Source organism: Cellulosimicrobium sp. Marseille-Q4280 (genome assembly GCF_943181405.1).
GTDB lineage: Bacteria > Actinomycetota > Actinomycetes > Actinomycetales > Cellulomonadaceae > Cellulosimicrobium.
The window spans coordinates 882,240-900,555 of sequence record NZ_CALPBY010000001.1; the positions used below are offsets into that span (position 1 = coordinate 882,240).

The 18,316-nt window shown below is 75.5% G+C and carries 18 protein-coding genes; 10 read left to right on the forward strand and 8 right to left on the reverse strand.

Annotated elements, in window-relative coordinates:
* Window positions 1–111: 111 nt before the first annotated feature.
* The 5 genes from NFS20_RS03870 to NFS20_RS03890 all read left to right on the forward strand — a co-directional run bounded on the left by NFS20_RS03870 (window position 112) and on the right by NFS20_RS03890 (window position 6,932).
* The gene (locus tag NFS20_RS03870; RefSeq protein ID WP_251150400.1) at window positions 112–1,896 is read left to right on the forward strand and encodes a beta-N-acetylhexosaminidase; all 1,785 of its coding nucleotides are present in this window, start codon (window positions 112–114) and stop codon (window positions 1,894–1,896) included.
* Window positions 1,893–3,719 (forward strand): N-acyl-D-amino-acid deacylase family protein, encoded by a 1,827-nt coding sequence (locus NFS20_RS03875; RefSeq protein WP_251150401.1) that lies wholly within the window; start codon window positions 1,893–1,895, stop codon window positions 3,717–3,719. The genes NFS20_RS03870 and NFS20_RS03875 overlap by 4 nt, the downstream gene beginning before the upstream one ends.
* Entirely contained in the window at window positions 3,716–5,131 is a 1,416-nt protein-coding gene (locus NFS20_RS03880) for an alanine racemase (RefSeq protein ID WP_251150402.1), read from the forward strand. The genes NFS20_RS03875 and NFS20_RS03880 overlap by 4 nt, the downstream gene beginning before the upstream one ends.
* A gap of 54 nt (window positions 5,132–5,185) precedes the next feature.
* Window positions 5,186–5,593 (forward strand): RidA family protein, encoded by a 408-nt coding sequence (locus tag NFS20_RS03885; protein WP_251150403.1) that lies wholly within the window; start codon window positions 5,186–5,188, stop codon window positions 5,591–5,593.
* 124 nt (window positions 5,594–5,717) lie between these two features.
* Complete coding sequence (locus NFS20_RS03890) at window positions 5,718–6,932, forward strand: AAA family ATPase (RefSeq protein ID WP_251150404.1); 1,215 nt, start codon at window positions 5,718–5,720, stop codon at window positions 6,930–6,932.
* Window positions 6,933–6,958: 26 nt separating this feature from the next.
* Here NFS20_RS03890 and NFS20_RS03895 read toward each other — a convergent pair whose 3' ends face one another.
* Genes NFS20_RS03895 through NFS20_RS03905 form a run of 3 tightly spaced genes read right to left on the reverse strand, consistent with a single transcriptional unit; the run spans window position 6,959 to window position 9,541 of the window.
* Window positions 6,959–8,158 (reverse strand): glycerate kinase, encoded by a 1,200-nt coding sequence (locus NFS20_RS03895; RefSeq protein WP_251150405.1) that lies wholly within the window; start codon window positions 8,156–8,158, stop codon window positions 6,959–6,961.
* A 9-nt stretch (window positions 8,159–8,167) separates the two neighbouring features.
* Complete coding sequence (locus NFS20_RS03900; protein ID WP_251150406.1) at window positions 8,168–8,728, reverse strand: MarR family winged helix-turn-helix transcriptional regulator; 561 nt, start codon at window positions 8,726–8,728, stop codon at window positions 8,168–8,170.
* 51 nt (window positions 8,729–8,779) lie between these two features.
* Window positions 8,780–9,541 (reverse strand): isoprenyl transferase, encoded by a 762-nt coding sequence (locus tag NFS20_RS03905; protein ID WP_251150407.1) that lies wholly within the window; start codon window positions 9,539–9,541, stop codon window positions 8,780–8,782.
* A 284-nt stretch (window positions 9,542–9,825) separates the two neighbouring features.
* Here NFS20_RS03905 and trhA point away from each other — a divergent pair, with 284 nt between their 5' ends.
* Window positions 9,826–10,608, forward strand: a complete 783-nt coding sequence (gene trhA, locus NFS20_RS03910) for a PAQR family membrane homeostasis protein TrhA (RefSeq protein ID WP_502800772.1) — start codon at window positions 9,826–9,828, stop codon at window positions 10,606–10,608.
* Between the two features lie 17 nt (window positions 10,609–10,625).
* Here the strand turns inward: trhA and NFS20_RS03915 are convergent, their stop codons facing one another.
* The 3 genes from NFS20_RS03915 to mca are packed head-to-tail and all read right to left on the reverse strand — an operon-like array spanning window position 10,626 to window position 12,876.
* Entirely contained in the window at window positions 10,626–11,432 is an 807-nt protein-coding gene (locus NFS20_RS03915; protein WP_251150408.1) for a carbon-nitrogen hydrolase family protein, read from the reverse strand.
* A 2-nt stretch (window positions 11,433–11,434) separates the two neighbouring features.
* The gene (locus NFS20_RS03920) at window positions 11,435–11,932 is read right to left on the reverse strand and encodes a hypothetical protein (RefSeq protein WP_251150409.1); all 498 of its coding nucleotides are present in this window, start codon (window positions 11,930–11,932) and stop codon (window positions 11,435–11,437) included.
* Window positions 11,929–12,876, reverse strand: a complete 948-nt coding sequence (gene mca / locus NFS20_RS03925) for a mycothiol conjugate amidase Mca (RefSeq protein ID WP_251150410.1) — start codon at window positions 12,874–12,876, stop codon at window positions 11,929–11,931. The genes NFS20_RS03920 and mca overlap by 4 nt, the downstream gene beginning before the upstream one ends.
* 307 nt (window positions 12,877–13,183) lie before the next feature.
* Between mca and NFS20_RS03930 the strand changes: the two genes are divergently transcribed.
* The 4 genes from NFS20_RS03930 (at window position 13,184) to NFS20_RS03945 (ending at window position 15,592) form a co-directional block, all read left to right on the forward strand.
* Complete coding sequence (locus NFS20_RS03930; RefSeq protein WP_251150411.1) at window positions 13,184–13,534, forward strand: DUF4307 domain-containing protein; 351 nt, start codon at window positions 13,184–13,186, stop codon at window positions 13,532–13,534.
* A 336-nt stretch (window positions 13,535–13,870) separates the two neighbouring features.
* On the forward strand, window positions 13,871–14,353 hold the full coding sequence (gene greA, locus NFS20_RS03935) for a transcription elongation factor GreA (RefSeq protein ID WP_251150412.1): 483 nt from the start codon (window positions 13,871–13,873) through the stop codon (window positions 14,351–14,353).
* Between the two features lie 244 nt (window positions 14,354–14,597).
* The gene (locus NFS20_RS03940) at window positions 14,598–15,161 is read left to right on the forward strand and encodes a hypothetical protein (RefSeq protein ID WP_251150413.1); all 564 of its coding nucleotides are present in this window, start codon (window positions 14,598–14,600) and stop codon (window positions 15,159–15,161) included.
* 41 nt (window positions 15,162–15,202) lie between these two features.
* Window positions 15,203–15,592 (forward strand): endonuclease domain-containing protein, encoded by a 390-nt coding sequence (locus NFS20_RS03945; protein WP_251150414.1) that lies wholly within the window; start codon window positions 15,203–15,205, stop codon window positions 15,590–15,592.
* 97 nt (window positions 15,593–15,689) lie between these two features.
* Here the strand turns inward: NFS20_RS03945 and ilvA are convergent, their stop codons facing one another.
* Complete coding sequence (gene ilvA / locus NFS20_RS03950; RefSeq protein ID WP_251150415.1) at window positions 15,690–16,961, reverse strand: threonine ammonia-lyase; 1,272 nt, start codon at window positions 16,959–16,961, stop codon at window positions 15,690–15,692.
* Window positions 16,958–18,268, reverse strand: a complete 1,311-nt coding sequence (locus tag NFS20_RS03955) for an AI-2E family transporter (protein ID WP_463104867.1) — start codon at window positions 18,266–18,268, stop codon at window positions 16,958–16,960. Before NFS20_RS03955 ends, ilvA begins: the two co-directional genes overlap by 4 nt.
* Between the last annotated feature and the right edge of the window lie 48 nt (window positions 18,269–18,316).

Genomic DNA, 18,316 nt, shown 5'->3' on the forward strand with positions numbered 1-18,316 from the left:
GCATTCTTGCGCGGTCACGCCGGTGGTCGGAGGTCGTCGGCCGCAGTCCTCGGAACCGCGGTCCGGTGGCCGCGGTTTCGTCCGTCCTGAGGGTGCGGCTAGGCTCGTTCAGTGTCCTTCCAAATGTCGCAAGGGCTGGTCCCCCGTCCGGTGTCGGTGACGCCCGCGCCGGGCGTCGTGGTCCTGGCCCCCGGCAGCGTCGTCGCCCACGATCCCGCGCTGCGGCCCGCTGCCCGCTGGTGGCGCCGCGTCACGGAGGACGCGTTCGGTCTCGACCTCGTCCCCCTGCCCGACGGCGCTGCCGCCCACGACCCGACCGGGACCACCGCGACGGTGCGGTTCGCGGTCGACCGCGACCTGCCGCCGTCGGGCTGTCGGCTCACGGTGGACGACGCCGGCGTGCGCGTGGACGCCGCCGACCTCGACGGCGCGCACGCCGCCGCCCAGACGCTGCGGCAGCTCGCCGGCCCGGCGGCGTTCCGTCGCGCTCCGGTCGGACGGGACCACGGCGGCCGCCCCTGGACCGACGGGCAGCCTCGACCCGTCGCGGGTGCCCTCACGCTGCCGCACGTCACGATCACGGACCACCCCCGGTTCGCGTGGCGCGGGGTGCTGCTCGACGTCGCGCGGCACTTCCTGCCGAAGGCCGACGTCCTGCGCTTCGTCGACCTCGCGGCGGCGCACAAGCTCAACGTCGTCCAGCTCCACCTCACGGACGACCAGGGCTGGCGCATGGAGATCGAGCGCTACCCGCGCCTCACGGAGGTCGGTGCGTGGCGGCGCGAGTCGGGCGTCGGGACGTGGCGGGCCGGGGTGTCCGACGGGCGGCCGCACGGCGGGTCCTACACGCACGACGACCTGCGCGAGATCGTCGCGTACGCGCGCGAGCGCGGCGTCACCGTCGTCCCGGAGATCGACGTCCCGGGGCACGTCGAGGCGGCCGTCGCCGCCTACCCGGAGCTCGGGACGCGCAAGACCCCGCACGCGGTCCGGACCACGTGGGGCGTGAGCACCGAGGTCCTCGACCCGTCCGAGGAGTCGCTGGCGTTCTTCCGGGACGTGCTGGACGAGGTCCTCGACGTGTTCGACGCCCCGTTCGTCGCGCTGGGCGGCGACGAGGTCCCGACGACGCTCTGGCGCGACGACCCCGCGATCGTCGCGCGGGCCGCCACGCTCGGGCTCGACGACGTCGCCGACCTGCACGGCTGGTTCCTCGCGCGCCTCGCGGAGCACGTCGCGTCGCGAGGCCGTCGCGCGGTCGTGTGGGACGAGGCGTTCGGCCCCGCGCTCCCCCGCGACGTCGTCGTGGCGTCGTGGCGCGGCTGGGCGGCCGGGGCGGACGCGCTCGCCGCGGGGCACGACGTCGTCATGGCGCCCGAGCAGGTCGTGTACCTCGACCACCGCGAAGGAGACGGTCCCGACGAGCCGGTGCCCGTCGGGTTCCTGCGCACGCTCGAGGACGTCTACGCGTTCGAGCCCCTCCCCGGCGGCCTGGCGGACGCGGTCGCCCGCGCCGGCGCCGCCGCGTCGGGCGCGCTGCTCGGCGGCCAGGCGCAGGTGTGGACCGAGCACCTCGACTCCGTGCGCCGCGTCGACTACGCGGCGTTCCCGCGCCTCGCGGCGTTCGCCGAGGTCATGTGGTCCCCCGCCGCGGACCGGTCGGTCGGCTCGGCGGCGTCGCTCGAGTTCCGCGCGCGCCTGGAGACCCACCACCTGCCGCGACTCGACGCGTACGGCGTGGAGTACCGACCGCCGTCGGGCCCGCACCCGTGGCAGACCCGGCCGGGCGTGCACGGCTGGCCGCGCGACCTCGCGGCCGAGCTCGCCGCGGGCGGGCTGCGCGGCGTCGGCGGCTGGGTCGAAGGGCGCGACCGGCACACGGGAGGACCGGCGTGAGCACGGCCCGGTCCTCGGCGGGGCTCGGCTGCGCGACGCTCGTCGTGCGCGGCGCGCGCCTGCCTCTCGCGCACGGCGGGCTCGCCGGCCCGGTCGACGTCGTGGTGTCCGCGGGGCGCGTCGCGTCGGTCTCCCCGGCGGGTCGGAGGGACGCGCTGCCCGACGGCGCACGCGTCCTCGACGCGGACGGACGCCTCGCGCTCCCCGGGTTCCTCGACGCCCACGTGCACGGCGCGGCGGCCGTCCTCGACGACGACGTCCAGCTCGCGATGCTGCGCCAGGGCGTCACGGGGATCGTGGTCGGCCAGGACGGCGTCGGCTACGCGCCCTCACCGGGACGGGGCGAGGCACGACCGGGCAGGACACGAGCGGGCGCGGCGGGCTCGCTGCGGGAGGACTCGACGGAGCCGCTGCACGACGCCCAGGGCTGGGCGAGCGCGTACTTCGCGGCGATCGACGGCGAGCACCCGACGTTCAGTGGCGGGTCCGTGGCCGACCTGCTCGCGACGTACGACGGCACCACGCGGGTGAACGTCGGGTATCTCGCGCCGCACGGCACGATCCGGTACGCCGTCCTGGGCCCCGCGGCGCGCGCCGCGACGCCTGCCGAGCTCGACCGCATGGCCGCGATGCTCGCCGCGGCCCTCGACGACGGCGCCCTCGGGATGTCGACGGGCCTCGAGTACGTCCCGGCCGCGTACGCCGACGAGGACGAGCTCGTCGCGCTCGCCCGCGTCGTCGCGGCGCGCGGGTTGCCCCACGTGTCCCACATGCGCGGCTACGAGGACCGGGCCGGGCCGGCGTTCGCCGAGCTCGTGCGCATCGCACGCGCGGCGGGCGTCGCGACCCACGTGTCGCACTACCACGGCCCCGCCGACGAGCTCCTCGGCGACGTCGACCACGCGCACGCCGCCGGTCTCGACGTCACGTTCGACTCCTACCCGTACCTGCGCGGCTGCTCGATCCTGTCGATGGTGTCGCTGCCGACCTGGCTCCCGATCGCCGACCCCGACGCGACCGTCGCGGCCCTGCGCGACCCGGTCGTCCTCGACCGGCTTCGTCGCGAGCACTTCCCGGCGCTCGCGGACCTGTGGCCGCGCGTCACCATGGCCGCCGTCCCGACCGGGCCTGCGGCCGGCGCACCGTCGGAGCGGACCGGTGCACCGGCCGCGACGGAGGACCTCGCCTGGACGGAGGGCCTGGCGCTGCCCGACGTCGCCGCCCGGCTCGGTCTGCCGCCCGCCGATGCCGCGGTCCGGCTCCTCGTCGCGACGCGCCTGCGCGCGAGCTGCGTGTTCGCGCAGCCCCCGACGAGCTCCCCCGCGTCGGTGCGGGCACTTCTCCGGCATCCCGCGCACGTCGGCGGGTCGGACGCGATCTACGCGCCCCTCGGCGGCGGGGGTCGCCCGCACCCGCGCGGCTGGGGCGCCTTCGCGCGCTTCCTCGCCGAGCACGTGCGTAGGCTCGGGGACTGGACGTGGCACGACGCCGCGACGCACCTGTCCACCGCCCCGGCGCGACGCTTCGGCCTCGCCGACCGCGGGACCCTGGTGCCGGGTGCGGTCGCCGACGTCGCGCTCGTCGACCCGGACCGGGTCCAGGACGAGGCGACGTACGAGCGGCCGCGCGTGCCGGCGTCGGGCATCGACGACGTGCTCGTGGCGGGCGTGCCGGTCCTCGTGGGTGGTGCCCTGACGGACGCGACCCCGGGACGGCCCCTGCGTCCGGGCCGGCGCCCGGGCTCGGGTCCGAGCTCGCACCCGGGCCAGGGTCCAGGCCGGGACGTCCACGACCGCGAAGCCGAGCAGAGGAGCACCGCATGACCACCGGAACCCCCGCACCGGGCGAGCTGCGCGCGTGGGCGGGCGACGTCGTCGGGCCGCGGACGAAGGGCCTGCGGCTCGACGCGCCCGCGACGGTCGCCGAGGTCCTCGCGCCCGTGCCCACGACCGACGTCGACGACGGGGGCGGCGGCGGCGAACCGCGCGGTCCTCGCATCACGGACGACCGCTTCTCGTGGCCGCTCCTCACGCTCGACGACGCGGCGCTCGACCACAACGTCGGCCTCGTGGCGCGCCTGTGCGCGGAGCGCGGCGTCGAGCACGCGCCGCACGTGAAGACGGCGATGTCGCGCGCGCTGTACGCGCGCCAGGTCGCGGCGGGCGCCTGGGGCGCGACGGTGGCGACGCCCGGCCAGCTCCGAACAGTGCGCGACTGGGGCAGCGAGCGCATCTTCCTCGCGAACGAGCTCGTCGACCCGCGCGAGCTCGCGTGGCTGCGCCGCGAGCTCGAGACCGTCGGGTCGCTCGAGGTGTGGCTGTACGTCGACTCGACGCGGGGCGTCGACCTCCTCGCACGCGCGTTCGCAGGCACCGAGGCGGAGGTGCTCTCCCGCCTCGGCGTGCTCGTCGAGATCGGCGTCGTCGGAGGCCGCACGGGCGTGCGCAACGACGTGGAGGCGCTCGACGTGGCCCGTGCCGTCCACGCGACCGGGCTGCGCCTGCTCGGCGCAGCGGGCTACGAGGGGTCCGTCGCCGGGGGCACGAGCGCGGAGCAGCTCGACGCCGTCGCCGCGTGGTGCCGCCACCTGCGGGAGGTGGGTGCCGCGCTCGTGCGCGCCGGACTGGCGGGGGCCGACGAGCCGCTCGTGCTGTCGGCGGGCGGCAGCTCGTTCCTCGACGTCGTGCTCGCCGAGCTGCCCGGCCCTCTCTCGTCCCCCGAGGCCGGCGGCGCGATGGACGGGACGGGCGTCCTGGACCTCGACGTGCGCGTCGTCGTGCGCTCGGGCGCCTACCTCACGCACGACCACGGTTTCTGCGCGCGCATGGACCCGTGGGGCCGCATCCCCGGGGCCGAGCCGCTGCACGCCGCGGCGACGGTCTGGGGGCAGGTGCTCTCGGTGCCGGAGCCGGGTCTGGTGATCTGCGGCGTCGGGCGCCGGGACGTGTCGTTCGACATCGACCTGCCCGTCGCGCTCGCACTGCGCTCGCTGGGCGACGACGGCGAGCTGCGGCCCGCGCGCGAGCTCGCCGGTGCGCGCGTCACCGCGCTCAACGACCAGCACCTGTTCCTCTCCCTCGACCCGTCGCCCGACACGCCGGCGACGTCGCAGGTGCGCCCCGGCGACGTGATCGGGTTCGGCATCTCGCACCCGTGCACGACGCTCGACCGCTGGCACGTCGCCGCCGTCGTGCGCGGGGACGAGGTCGTCGACCTCGTCACGACGGACTTCTGACCGGCCTGCGCACCTGCGCCGTCGCACACCACGAGAACCTCCCGGAGGACCCGCATGAGCACCGAGAAGACCGCCGTCTCGACCCCCGACGCCCCCGCGCCGGCCCACACGTTCCACCAGGGCGTGCGCAAGGGCCCGTTCGTCCAGGTGTCGGGCCAGGGCCCCGTGGACCCCGCGACGAACGAGTACCTGTACCCGGGCGACGTCGCGGCCCAGACGACGCGCACGCTCGAGAACGTCCGGGCGATCGTCGAGGCGGCCGGCGCGACGTTCGACGACGTCGTCATGCTGCGCGTCTACCTCACGAAGCGCGAGGACTTCCCGGTCATGAACGAGGCGTACGGCGCGTTCGTCTCCGCGCACACCACGAACGGCGTGCTCCCGAGCCGCACCACGGTGTTCACCGGGCTGCCGCGCGAGGAGATGCTCGTCGAGATCGACGCCTTCGCGATCGCGGGCTGACGCCCCGACCCGCTGAGTGCTGGGTATCTGTCGCTCGATGAAGCCTGCGACGACAGACTTCCAGCACTCAGCGAAGGGGGTGGGCGGGGCGGCCTAGGGTCGTGCGCATGAACGGAGCAGCGGCATGATCGGGACGATCGCCGTCGAGGGGTACCGCTCGCTGCGGCACGTGGTGCTGCCGCTCGGGCGGGTCACCGTGGTCACGGGGGCGAACGGGACGGGCAAGTCGAACCTCTACCGGTCGCTGCGGCTCCTCGCGCAGTGCGCGCTCGACGGTGCCGTCGGGGCGCTCGCGCGCGAGGGCGGGCTGCGCTCGACGCTCTGGGCCGGGCCGGAGCACGGGTCCCGTGCGACGCGCGACGGCGAGCTGCAGGGCCGGCTCCGCACCGGTCCCGTCGCGCTGCGGCTCGGCGTCGCCGGCGTCGAGGCGGCCGACCTGGGCTACGCCGTCGACCTCGGGCTGCCCCAGGACGGCGGGTCGGCGTTCGCGCTCGACCCCGAGATCAAGGTCGAGGCCGTGTGGTCCGGCCCGGTGCTGCGCCCCGCGACCCTCCAGGCCGAGCGGCGCGGTCCGGCCGTACGCCTGCGGGACGACGACGGCGCGTGGGTCACGTCGCCCGCGCGCCTGCGCACGTTCGACAGCATGCTCGCCGAGCACGTCGACCCCGTCGGCGCGCCCGAGGTCGTCGCGGTGCGCGAGGCGCTGCGCTCGTGGCGGTTCTACGACCAGTTCCGCACCGACCCGCTCGCCCCCGCCCGCGCGGTGCAGGTGGGGACCCGCACGCCCGTGCTCGCGCACGACGGTGTCGACCTCGCCGCTGCGCTCGAGACGGTCCGCGACCTCGGCCGGGCCGACGAGCTCGACGCGGCGGTCGCCGACGCGTTCCCGGGGGCGCGCGTCGAGGTCCGCGCCGACGACGGCCGGTTCGGGCTCGCGTTCCACCAGCAGGGTCTCCTGCGACCGCTCTCCGGCGCGGAGCTCTCCGACGGCACGCTGCGCTACCTGCTGTGGGTCGCCGCGCTGCTCAGCCCGCGACCCCCGGCGCTGCTCGTCCTCAACGAGCCGGAGACGAGCCTGCACCCGGACCTGCTGCCCGCGCTCGGCACGCTCGTCCACGCGGCGGCGCGGGACACGCAGGTCGTCGTGGTGACGCACTCGGCCCCGCTCGTGGACGCGCTCCGCCGGGCCGCGGCGTCGGGCACCGCGTCGGGCGGTGCCGACCTGCCCGGTCCGGACGACCTCCAGGAGGTCGCGCTGGAGAAGGCGTCGGGCGAGACGGTCGTCGCGGGTCGCGAGGGTCTGCTCGACCAGCCGGCGTGGCACTGGCCGAAGCGCTGACCGCCACCGCTCGCGCTGCCCGCGCGTCAGGCGCGTGCGGCGAGGACGAGGCTCGTCACCGTCGCGGCGAGGTCCGTGAGCCGCGACGCGGTGCGGTCGAGCAGGTCGTCGAGCGCGATGGGGCCCGGGGCGATGCTGAAGGCCGCGGCGATCCCGGCGGCCCTCGCCTGGTCCGCCGGGAGGAGCACGCGTCCGGCGAGCACGACGACGGGCGGCCGCCGGGGCGCCTCCGCGGCGAGCGCGCCGATCGCGTCGGCGACCTTGCCGTGGACCGACTGCGAGTCGAACGACCCCTCCCCGGTCACGACGAGGTCCGCGCGGCCGATCTCGCCGGGGAGCCCGATCGCCTCGGCGACGAGGCGTGCCCCGGGCTCGAGCTCCGCCCCCACGGCGGCCACCAGCCCGGCGGGCACTCCGCCCGCCGCGCCCGCACCCGCGAGCCCGCCGACCGACACCCCGGTCTCGCGCTCGAGCACGGCCTCCCAGCGGCGCAGCGCGTCGTCGAGGTATGCGACGTCTGCGCCCTTCGCCCCCTTCTGCGGGCCGAACACGTGGGCCGCTCCGCGCTCGCCGTGCAGCGGGTTCGTCACGTCCACCGCGAGCCGCCACCGCACGGCGCGAGCGCGGGGGTGCAGGGACGCGAGGTCGAGGCGCGCGACGCGCGCGAGCCCCTCGCCGCCGTCGGGCACGGGCTCACCGTCCTCGTCGAGGAGGCGTGCACCGAGCCCCGTGAGGATGCCCGCTCCGCCGTCGGTCGAGGCGGAGCCGCCGAGGCACACGACCACCTCCTCCACGCCCGCGTCGAGGACGGCCGCGGCCGCGGCGCCCGTCCCGAGCGTGTGCGCGTGCAGCGGCTGGAGGGCGACGTCGCTGACCTGCGGCAGCCCGCTCGCCTCCGCGAGCTCGACCACGCCGACGCGGCCGTCGGCCGAGACGCCGTAGCGCGCGGTGTGCGGGCGGCCGATCGCGTCGACGGTGGGCACCTCGCGCGCCGGCACCCCCCAGACGGCGAGGAGGGTGTCGAGGGTGCCCTCGCCTCCGTCGGCCATGGGCAGCTCGACGACGTGCGCGTCCGGGACGACGCTGCGGACCCCTGCTGCGACCGCGTCGGCCACCTCGGCAGCGCTCAGGCTGCCCTTGAAGGAGTCGGGCGCGACGACGACGCGCAGCGGGCTCTCCCCGCGCGGGGCGGGACGGACGGGTTCGGTGCTCGGCGCTGAGGACACGCGGCGATTCTAGGCAGGCACGTCGGTCACGGGCGGGTCGACGGCAGGTTCGTCCTGCGTGTTTCCCACCACACCGGCACCGCGCGGGAGGTCGGGCCGGACCGCGGGGATCGTCGCCTGGGCGGCGCGGAGCCGTTCGAGCAGGGCGCCGAGGGTCTCGAGCTCGTCGTCGTCGAGCGCACCGCCGACGTAGGTCGCGATCGCTCGCGCGTGGGCGCGGCCGATCGTCCGCTGCCGCTCGGCGCCGAGCGGCGTGAGACGCACGAGCGTGCCGCGTGCGTCGCCGGGGTCGGCAGAGCGGTCCACGAGGCCCCGGCGCTCGAGCCGCTCGACCATGCGGCTGAGAGACGGCTGGCTGAGGAGGATGAGCGCGTTGAGGTCGCGCAGCCGCATGCCGTCGCCCGGGCCCTTCGTGAGCGAGAAGAGCACGTCGTACTCGCGCATCGTCAGGTCGTCCCAGACGGGGTCCGACTGCAGGCGGCGCACGAGCGCGACCTGGGTGCGGAAGAGGGACTCCCACGTCTCCACGGCGAGGCGCGCGCTGCCGACGTCCCGGGCCGACTCGCTCATGACACCTCCGGTCGATGCGTTCGCATCGACCCTACCGGCAGGGCGAGGGCCTCACCGGCCGAGGCGTCGCTCCCGCTGGGAGTAGGACCGGAGCGCGCGCAGGTAGTCGACGCGCCGGAAGTCCGGCCAGTACGCCTCGCAGAAGTAGAACTCCGAGTGCGCGCTCTGCCACAGGAGGAACCCGCCGAGGCGCTGCTCGCCCGACGTCCGGATGACGAGCTCCGGGTCCGGCTGTCCCTTGGTGTACAGGTGCTCCTCGATGTGCTCGACGTCGAGGTTCTCCGCGAGGTCGTCGAGCTTCGCCCCGGCGTCGGCCTGCTCGCGCAGGTACGAGCGGACCGCGTCGGCGATCTCGTGCCGACCGCCGTAGCCGATGGCCACGTTGACCTGGAGCCCGTCCACAGCGGCGGTCCGCTGCTGGGCCTCGCGCAGCGCCGACGCGAGCCGCTCGGGCAGCAGGTCCAGACGCCCCATGACGCGCAGTCGCCACCGACCGGACTGCGCGAGGTCGCGCACGGCGTCCTCGATGATGTCGAGGAGCGCCGAGAGCTCCTCCTGCGAACGGGAGAGGTTGTCCGTGGAGAGCATCCACAGCGTGACGACCTCGATGCCGAGGTCCTCGCTCCACCCCAGGAACTCGTCGATCTTGTCGGCGCCGCGACGGTGACCCGTGGCGGCCGTCTCGCCGAACGAGCGGGCCCAGCGCCGGTTGCCGTCGAGGATCACGCCCACGTGTCGCGGGAATCCCTCGCGCGAGAGCGACGCGGCCAGCCGACGCTCGTAGAGTCCGTACACGGGATGGGGCAGTCGCACGACGGTTCCTCGGCGGTGGGCTCGGTGGGTGGTCTGGTCGTGGTCGGCAGCAGGGCGGTGCCGCGAGGCGCGACGACCCGGCCGACCGGACTGCCACACGGTACTCCTCGGCGCACCGCGGCCAGGGCCGCTGGTCTCGGACGACGGTCCCCTGCCCAGGATCTTCACACCGGAGGCGGCACCCTCGGCGTGGACCTACGCTTCCGTAACTTACGATGGCGTAGGTCGCTGGGAGCACGCCCGCGACCGACCGACCGACCGCTGAGCGACACCCAGGAGGACCGGTGGCACGAGCGACGTCCGACCGCGACCCGGCACCCGAGTCCGGCCCGACCGCACCTCGCGGCACGCAGCCCGACGAACCCGCCACAGGCTCGCTGGAGAACGTCCGCGACTCCGTGACCGACGCCGTCGCGCAGGTCGCCGAGGCGGTCAAGCCCCGGTTGCGCGGCTGGATCCACGCCGGGACCTTCCCGCTCGCCCTCGTCGCCAGCATCGTGCTCGTCGCCATCGCACCACCCGTCGCGGGCAAGGTGTCCTGCGCGATCTTCGGGCTCTCCGCGTGCCTGCTGTTCGGGACGAGCGCCGTCTACCACCGCGGGACCTGGTCGCCCCGCGTCGCCGGCATCCTCCGCCGCGCCGACCACTCCAACATCTTCCTCATCATCGCGGGCACGTACACCCCGCTCGCCGTGCTCCTCCTCCCCCAGCGCACGGCCACGATCCTGCTGGCGATCGTGTGGAGCGGAGCGCTCCTCGGCCTCCTCGCCCGGATCTTGTGGCTCGACGCGCCCCGCTGGGTCTACGTCCCGGTCTACGTCGCGCTCGGCTGGGTCGCCGTCGGCTACATGCCGCAGTTCTGGACCACCACGAACGGGCCCGCGATCGTCTGGCTCGTCGCGATCGGGGGCCTCGCCTACACGCTGGGCGCCGTCGTCTACGGCATCAAGAAGCCGAACCCCAGCCCACGCTGGTTCGGCTTCCACGAGATCTTCCACGTGCTCACCGTCGTCGGGTTCGGGTGCCACTACGCGGCGATCATGCTGGCGGCGGTCGCCGCGCGCTGAGCCCGCGCGTCGGGAGGTCAGCCGAGCGGGACGACGGCGTAGCGGCGGTTCGCGAGGGAGGGGTTGCGTTCGCGCACCGCCGCGAGGGCGGAGGGGTCGAGGTCGGCGCTGCGCAGCTCGGCCTCCTCGCCCAGCTCGAGGCCGACCTGGCCGTCGGGGCCGACCAGGAGGGACCGGCCGGTCACGCCCCTGCCGGCCTGCCCCACCGCGAGCACGACGGCGGTGTTCTCGATGGCTCGCGCCCGGGCGAGCGTGCGCCAGTGGTCGGCCTTGAGCGGTCCCGCGGCCCAGGCGGCCGGGACGACGAGCACGTCCGCGCCCGCGTCGACGAGGCGCCGCGCGCTCTCGGGGAACCGCAGGTCGTAGCAGGTCATGACGCCGAACGCGAGGCCACCGAGGCGCAGCACGAGCGGCTCGGCGGCCGGGTCGCCCGCCTCGAGCCGGTCGGACTCGCGGTGGCCGAACGCGTCGTACAGGTGGACCTTGCGGTAGACGCCGGCGAGCTCGCCCTGGGCGTCGACCGCGACGACGGCGTTGACGGCCTTCCCCGGAACGGCCGCCGGCAGCAGCGTCCCGGCGACCGCCGCGACACCGTGCTCGCGCGCGAGGCGTCGGAGCCCCGTGACGAAGGACCCGTCGAGCGGCTCGGCGTGCTCCGGTCCGGTCCCGCCCGGGTCGAACGCCGCGGCGTACTCGGGCAGCACGAGCAGGTCGGCGTGGACGCGCGCGGCCTCGCGGAAGGCGGAGCGCACCGCGACGAGGTTCGCCGCGTGGTCGGTCGACACCTCGAGCTGGCCGAGGGTGACGCGCGCACCGTCGGCCACCGTCAGGCGTCCCGCCGCGGGGTGCCCGACGTCGCGTCGCCGCCCGGCGTGCGCCCGTCACCGGGAGCTGGCCCGTCGCCGGGTGTCCGCCCGTCGCCCGGTGCGGCACCGCCGTCGCCTCCGGCACCGTCCGGCGCCGTGCTGCCTGCCGGACCCGTGATCGGGCCGTCCGGGCCGATGCCCTGCACCTCGGCGTTGTGCCGCATGCGGCGGAGCTGGCGCGAGAGCGCGAAGAACAGCGCGACCGCGGCGAGCGCGACCGCGAAGATCGCGAGGAAGCCCGCGAGCCCCGGCGACACGTCGGTGGGCTCGAGGTCCTCGCGCAGCGGGTCGTCGGACGGGCTCGGGGTCGCCGTCTCCGTGACGACCTCCGCCGCCCACCCGGGGCCGCCCGCGACGGCGAGCGCCCCGTCGCCCGGCACACCCAGGTCGAGCAGCACGCCGTCGAGCAGCCCGGCGTCGACCGGGCCGGAGCCGAGGGACCCGGTCACCGCGCTCATGCCGCGCTCCCCGACGTGCCGACGTGCTCGCGCACGCCCGCGAACAGGTCGTCCTCGGGAAGGTCCACGGGCACGCGCGACTCCGCGAGCTCGTACTCCTCGAACGGCCACACGTCGACCTCGAGGTCGCGCGGGATCGCGAAGAAGAAGCCGTCGGGGTCGATCTGCGACGCGTGCGCGATGAGCGCGGCGTCGCGCTGCGCGTAGTAGCGCGCCACGGGGACGCGCGTCGTGACCTGGCGCTCCGGGATCTCGCGCGCGGACCGGGACTCGACCCAGTCGCCGAACGGCGACTCGAGGCCGGCGCCCTGCATCGCCTCGTGCAGCGTCCGGATGCGGTTCATCGAGAAGTCGTGGTTGTAGTACAGCTTGAGCGGGGCCCACGGCGCCGCGCCGCCCTCGCGCCGGTAGCGGTCGGGGTCGCCCGCGGCGTGGAAGGCCTCGAACGCGACCCGGTGGCACATCACGTGGTCGGGGTGGGGGTACCCGCCCGACGGGTCGTAGGTGGTCATGACGTGCGGGCGGAACTCGCGTACGAGCTCGACGAGCGGCGCCGCCGCCTCCTCGAGCGGCACCAGTCCGAAGCAGCCGTCCGGCAGGGGCGGCAGCGGGTCGCCCTCGGGCAGGCCGGAGTCCACGAAGCCGAGCCACTGCTGACGGACACCGAGCGCCCGCGCGGCCGCCGCCATCTCCTCGCGGCGCAGCGCCCGCATGCCCTCGACGTCCGCGGGGCCCGTCCCGAAGCTCGGGTTGAGGATGTCGCCGCGCTCACCGCCCGTGCACGTCGCGACGAGCACCTCCACGCCCTCCGCCGCGTAGCGGGCCGTGGTCGCGGCCCCCTTGCTCGACTCGTCGTCCGGGTGCGCGTGCACGGCGAGGAGCCGCAACGGCTCCTGCTCGCCGTGGTCGCGGCGGGGCGTCGGTCCGGCCGTGGGATCGGCCACTGGTCCTCCCGGGATACCTCGTGCGTCTCCGCGCAGGCGCCCGGGCGCGCGACACGGTCGGGTCCCGGCCGTGCCACGGCACCTGCCGGGCTCTGCGAAGATGGTCGAGGACCATGATCCCCCACCCCGCCCACCGCTGACGAACCCCGCCGCAGCCGGACCCGCCCCCGGCGACCGCGACGGCCGGAGCCGACCGGCGGGCCGCCGAACCAGGACACCCCGACGTGACGAACGAGACCACCGCCCCGCGCCCGCCCCCGCCACGCCCGCACGGCCGCCCGCGGGACGGTACGGGCCGGAGCCGACGGTGCGACGTCGACGCCTGGCGATCGCGGCGATCGCGGCACTGGCAGTGGTGGGGCTCGCGGTCGTCGTCGCCATCGGGATCCGGTTCGCGAGCGAGCCGGTGCGGCACAAGCTCGTCGGGTTCGACGTCGTGGACTCCGAGCGCGTCGACGTGACGTTCGAGGTCTCCATGGAGCCCGGGACCGTCGCGGAGTGCACCGTCGACACGATGGCGGACAGCTACGCGCAGGTCGGCACGCTCGACGTGACCGTCGGCCCGGTGGACACGCTCGAGTCCCGCTGGACCGTGAGCGTCGCCACGTCCGAGCTGGCGACGACGGGCGTCGTCGAGTCGTGCCGCGTCGTGGAGTGACCCTTCTCACCCGCTCACCCCGGCCCTCCTGGACCGCGCCCCGGCCGTGAGCCCGGGGGTCGTGACCTGCGTCGTCGTCGGCACGTGGGTGCCCTTTGATACCCTGAGGGATTCCTGCGCAGGACTGCGCCCGGACGAGCCGTGCCCGTCGAGACCGACGCGCCGGCCGCCGTCGGGCACCGGAGCACCGCGCGGAGACCCAGCCACATGCGCTGCCACCCGGGCAGCGTCACCGACCCGGGCAGGCAGGCGCACCGCGAGAGCTCGCGCCTCGGCTGCCCGCACCTGCACGGCCGCCGAGGTGCGGCCGTCGACCATGGAAGGAAGGAGCGAACCGTGACCAACACCACCGTCACCTGGCTGACCCAGGAGGCGCACGACAGGCTGCAGGCCGAGCTCGCCCACCTGTCCGGCGAGGGCCGCACCGAGATCGCCGAGCGCATCGCCGCCGCGCGCGACGAGGGCGACCTCAAGGAGAACGGCGGCTACCACGCCGCGCGCGAGGAGCAGGCCAAGAACGAGGCCCGCATCCGCGAGCTCACCGAGAAGCTGCGCAACGTGCAGATCGGCACGCCGCCGGACGACGGCAAGGTCGAGCCCGGCATGGTCGTGACCGCCGAGGTCGCGGGCGACGAGATGACCTTCCTGCTCGGCTCCCGCGAGATCGCCGGCACGACGGACCTCGACGTGTACTCGCCGACGTCGCCGCTCGGCGCCGCGATCGACGGCAAGTCCATCGGGGACGCGACGAGCTACACCGCGCCCAACGGCAACGAGATCGCCGTGAAGATCACCGGCGCCAAGCCGTTCGAGGGCTGACGACCTCCCTCACGACGACGCACGCCTGCCACGACGGCCCGGCACCCATCGGGTGCCGGGCCGTCGTCGTACCACCAGATCCCGCGGTCGTGCCCACGAGATGCGGCTCGTCGTCGCTCCCGCCGCACGTCGGACGACCACTTCTCGCCTCTCGATCCCTGCTCCGGGCAGGCCGGTGCCGCCGTCGTCCACAGTCTCGGTCCGGGGCCACCACGGCGAGGCGGGCGACGCCACACTGACCGACGTGCTGCCACCCCTTCCCGAGCCTCCGTTCCTCGTCGCCACCGCCCTCGCCTTCGGCGCGACCCGCCGCCAGCTGCGGTCGCCACGTCTGCACGCACCGGTCCGCGGGGTGCGCATGGACGTGGGCCTCGCCGACGACGTCCGCGGCGTGACCGCGGCGGTGCAGCTCGTCCTCCCGGACGACGCGGCGTTCTCCCACACGACGGCGGCCGCACTGTGGGACCTGCCGCTGCCGCGGGGCGTCACGGGGACGGGCCCGCTCCATGTGACCGGCCCCGCTGGCCGGCGGTCGATCGACGCCCTCCACGTCGTGTCGCACGCCGGGCTCGCGCCGGTCGACGTCGCGGTCCGGCACGGGGTACGCACGACGCGACCCGACCGCACCTGGGCCGACCTCGGCGCGCTCGTCGCAGGCCGGCAGGCGGGACCGTCGCTCGGGCCGACCGACCTCGTCGTCGTCACGGACGCCCTGCTCCCGGGCGCGGACGAACCCGGCCCTGCCCTCGTGAGCTGCTCGAAGCGCGACTCGCGACATGGTCGGGTCGCCGGGGCTCCACGTCGCTGACCCTGGCGCTCGAGCGGTCGCGCCGGTTCGTCGACTCACCGATGGAGACGCGGCTGCGGCTGCAGCTGGTCGACTCGGGGTTTCCGTGCCCGGTCGTCGGCGCGGACGTCTTCGACGACGACGGCCGGTGGGTCGCCCGACCGGACCTGTGCTGGCCTGGGCTGCGGATCGCGGTCGAGTACGACGGCGCGCACCACCTCGTCTCCGCGAAGCAGCGCCTGGACGACGTCGCCCGTCAGGAGGAGCTCGAGCGGTTGGGCTGGCGCGTGATCGTGCTGTTCGCGCACGACGTCCTGCGGCGATGGCCCAGCACGGAGAGCCGCGTGCTCCAGGCCTTCGTCGACCGCGGCGTCCGTCCGGACGAGCTGCCCGACGCCCCGGACGTGGCGACCCGGCCACGCGTCGTGACGCCGTCCTGGTCGCGATCGTGACCCGCGGTGGCTCCCGTCCGGCCAAGCGAGATGCGAGTAGTGGTCGTCGTCGAGCGTGCCGGAGCGACCACGAGTCGCGTCTCGCCAGGTCGCGAGGTCAGCCGGGCGACGTCCGCTCCGACCGCTCGACGCGGTAGCCCTCGGCGCGCAGCCGCGCGACGAGCTCGTCGCAGTGCTCGGGACCCTTCGTCTCGACCTGCATGCGCACCCACGCCTCCCCGATCGCGAGCCCGACGTCCGTGCGGTCGTGGTCGATGTGCATGACGTTCCCGCGCAGGGAGGAGATGATCTCGAGCAACCCGGCGAGCGCGCCGGGCCGGTCGTCGAGCAGCACCTGGAGCTGGATGTACCGGCCCGCTGCGGCGAGGCCGTGGCGCACGACGCGCAGCAGGACGAGCGGGTCGACGTTCCCGCCGGAGAGGACCACGACGACCGGCCCCTCCAGGGGCGCAGCACCCGCGGTCGGGTCGGCGACGTCGAGCGCGCGCGACGCCGCGAGCAGAGCGGCCACGCCTGCCGCCCCGGCCGGCTCGACGAGGAGCTTCGCGCGCTCGGCCACCATGAGCAGCGAGCGGGAGATCTCCTCCTCGGTGACGGTGCGCACCTCGACGCCGTGACGGGCGAGGATCTCGAACGGGACGGCGCCCGGCGTGCCGACCGCGATTCCGTCGGCCATGGTCGCGGCGACCCGCGACGTCGTGGGCTCGCCGGCGGCGAGCGACGCCGGGTAGGCCGCGGCGCGGGCGGCCTGCACGCCGACGACACGCACGTGCGGGGCGGCCTCCGCGAACGTCGCCGCGAGCCCCGCGACGAGCCCGCCGCCGCCGAGCGGCGCGACGACGGTCCGCACGTCGGGCACCTGCTCGAGGATCTCGAGCGCGATCGTGCCCTGCCCGGCGACGACGTCGGGGTGGTCGAACGGGTGGATGAGCACCGCACCCGTGCGCTCCGCCTCGGCCCGCGCCGCGGCGAGCGTCGCGTCGACGTCCTCCCCCACGAGCCGGACCTCCGCCCCGTACTGGCGGGTCGCCGCGACCTTGGGCAGGGCGGCGTCGACCGGCATGTACACGACGGCGCGGATGCCCAGCAGGCCGGCGGCGAACGCGACGCCCTGCGCGTGGTTCCCCGCGCTCGCCGCGACGACGCCGCGCGCCTTCTCGTCGGCCGAGAGCCGGGCCATGCGCACGTACGCGCCGCGGACCTTGAACGACCCCGCGCGCTGCAGGTTCTCGCACTTGAGCAGCACGCGGACGCCGGCCGCCTCGCTGATGGCGCGCGACGTCTGCACGGGCGTGACCGTCGCGACGCCGTCGAGCAGGCGGGCCGCGTCCCGGACGTTGGCGAGCGTGACGTGGTCGGGACCGCTCATGCGGACGGGCCGTCGCCGGCGTCCTCGGTGCTCGCGACGGGAGAGTCCTCCTGGCCCGGCGCGGCGCGGCGGCGTCCCACCCACGTCCGGCGGGTGGGCTCGTCGAGATCGGCCTCCGCGCGCGTGACGACCGGGGGCTGCGGGCTCCCCCGGACGACGACGCGGTCGTCGGTCCCGAGCTCGGGGAACTTGTCGTGCCCGTGCAGGTAGAGGACCACGGTGTTGAGGACGGCGGCGATCGGGACCGCGAACAGGGCCCCGAGGATGCCCGCCGCGAAGCTGCCCGCCGCGACGACGAGCAGGACCGCGACCGGGTGCAGCGAGACCGCGTGCCCCATGAGGAACGGCTGGAGGATGTGTCCCTCGATCTGCTGCACGAGCAGGACGATCGCGAGCATGATCAGCGCCTGCGGCCAGCCCTGCGCCACGAGGACGACGAGCACCGCGATCGAGCCGGTGACGATCGCACCGACGATCGGGATGAACGAGCCGACGAACACGAGGATGGCCAGCGGCAGCGCGAGGGACGGCACGAAGAACGCCGCACCGATGCCGATACCGACGGCGTCGACCGCGGCCACGAGGATCTGGGTCCGGGTGTAGGCGGACAGCGTGATGATGCCCCGGCGCCCCGCCTGGTGCACGCGGTCGCGCGACCGGAGCGGGAGGAGCCCGACGGCCCAGGACCAGATGGTCCGGCCGTCGAGCAGGAAGAAGAACGTGCAGAACAGCGCGATGAGCGCGCCCGCGAGCACGTGGCCGACCGTGGTGGCGGCGCCCAGGGCGCCGGACACGATGCTGCTCTGGTTCTCGGAGAGGGCGGACTGCGCCTGGTCGAGGTAGGAGTCGAGCGTCACCGAGTCGAGCTTCAGCGGGCCGTCGGCGAGCCAGGCGGTGAACTGCTGGAACCCCTCGACCGCTTGGTCGCGCAGCTCCTGGAAGCCGCTGACGATCTGCTGCCCGGCGAGCGTCACGAGCCCCGCGACGACGAGCAGCAGCCCGAGGAGCGCGACGCCCGACGCCAGCCCGCGCGACATGCCGAGCCGGCGCTGGCAGAACCGCTGCACGGGGGTGAGCAGCACCGTGAGCAGGAGCGCGACGGCGATCGGCACGACGATCACCTTGAGCTGCGTGACGACCCACAGGGTCGCGGCGACGAGCGCGCCGATGAGCAGCAGCCGCCACGACCAGGCGGCGGCCGCGCGCACCGAGTCCGGCACCGCCGCCGCACCGGGTCGACCCGGCGGGAGCGGGGAGGGGTCTGCGGTCTGCTCGTGCTGGTCCGGCCGGTCGGTCTGCGCGCTCACAGCGCAACACTAGGCGAGCGGGCACCCGGTCGCGCGTACCGGCACCAC

Bases quoted from the DNA above. Each gene is read 5' to 3' on its own strand.
- NFS20_RS03885 (WP_251150403.1), top strand. From the start codon at position 5,186: ATGAGCACCGAGAAGACCGCCGTCTCGACCCCCGACGCCCCCGCGCCG.
- NFS20_RS03890 (WP_251150404.1), top strand. From the start codon at position 5,718: ATGATCGGGACGATCGCCGTCGAGGGGTACCGCTCGCTGCGGCACGTG.
- NFS20_RS03920 (WP_251150409.1), bottom strand. From the start codon at position 11,932: ATGAGCGCGGTGACCGGGTCCCTCGGCTCCGGCCCGGTCGACGCCGGG.
- ilvA (WP_251150415.1), bottom strand. From the start codon at position 16,961: ATGAGCGGTCCCGACCACGTCACGCTCGCCAACGTCCGGGACGCGGCC.
- NFS20_RS03880 (WP_251150402.1), top strand. From the start codon at position 3,716: ATGACCACCGGAACCCCCGCACCGGGCGAGCTGCGCGCGTGGGCGGGC.
- NFS20_RS03945 (WP_251150414.1), top strand. From the start codon at position 15,203: ATGGAGACGCGGCTGCGGCTGCAGCTGGTCGACTCGGGGTTTCCGTGC.
- NFS20_RS03900 (WP_251150406.1), bottom strand. From the start codon at position 8,728: ATGAGCGAGTCGGCCCGGGACGTCGGCAGCGCGCGCCTCGCCGTGGAG.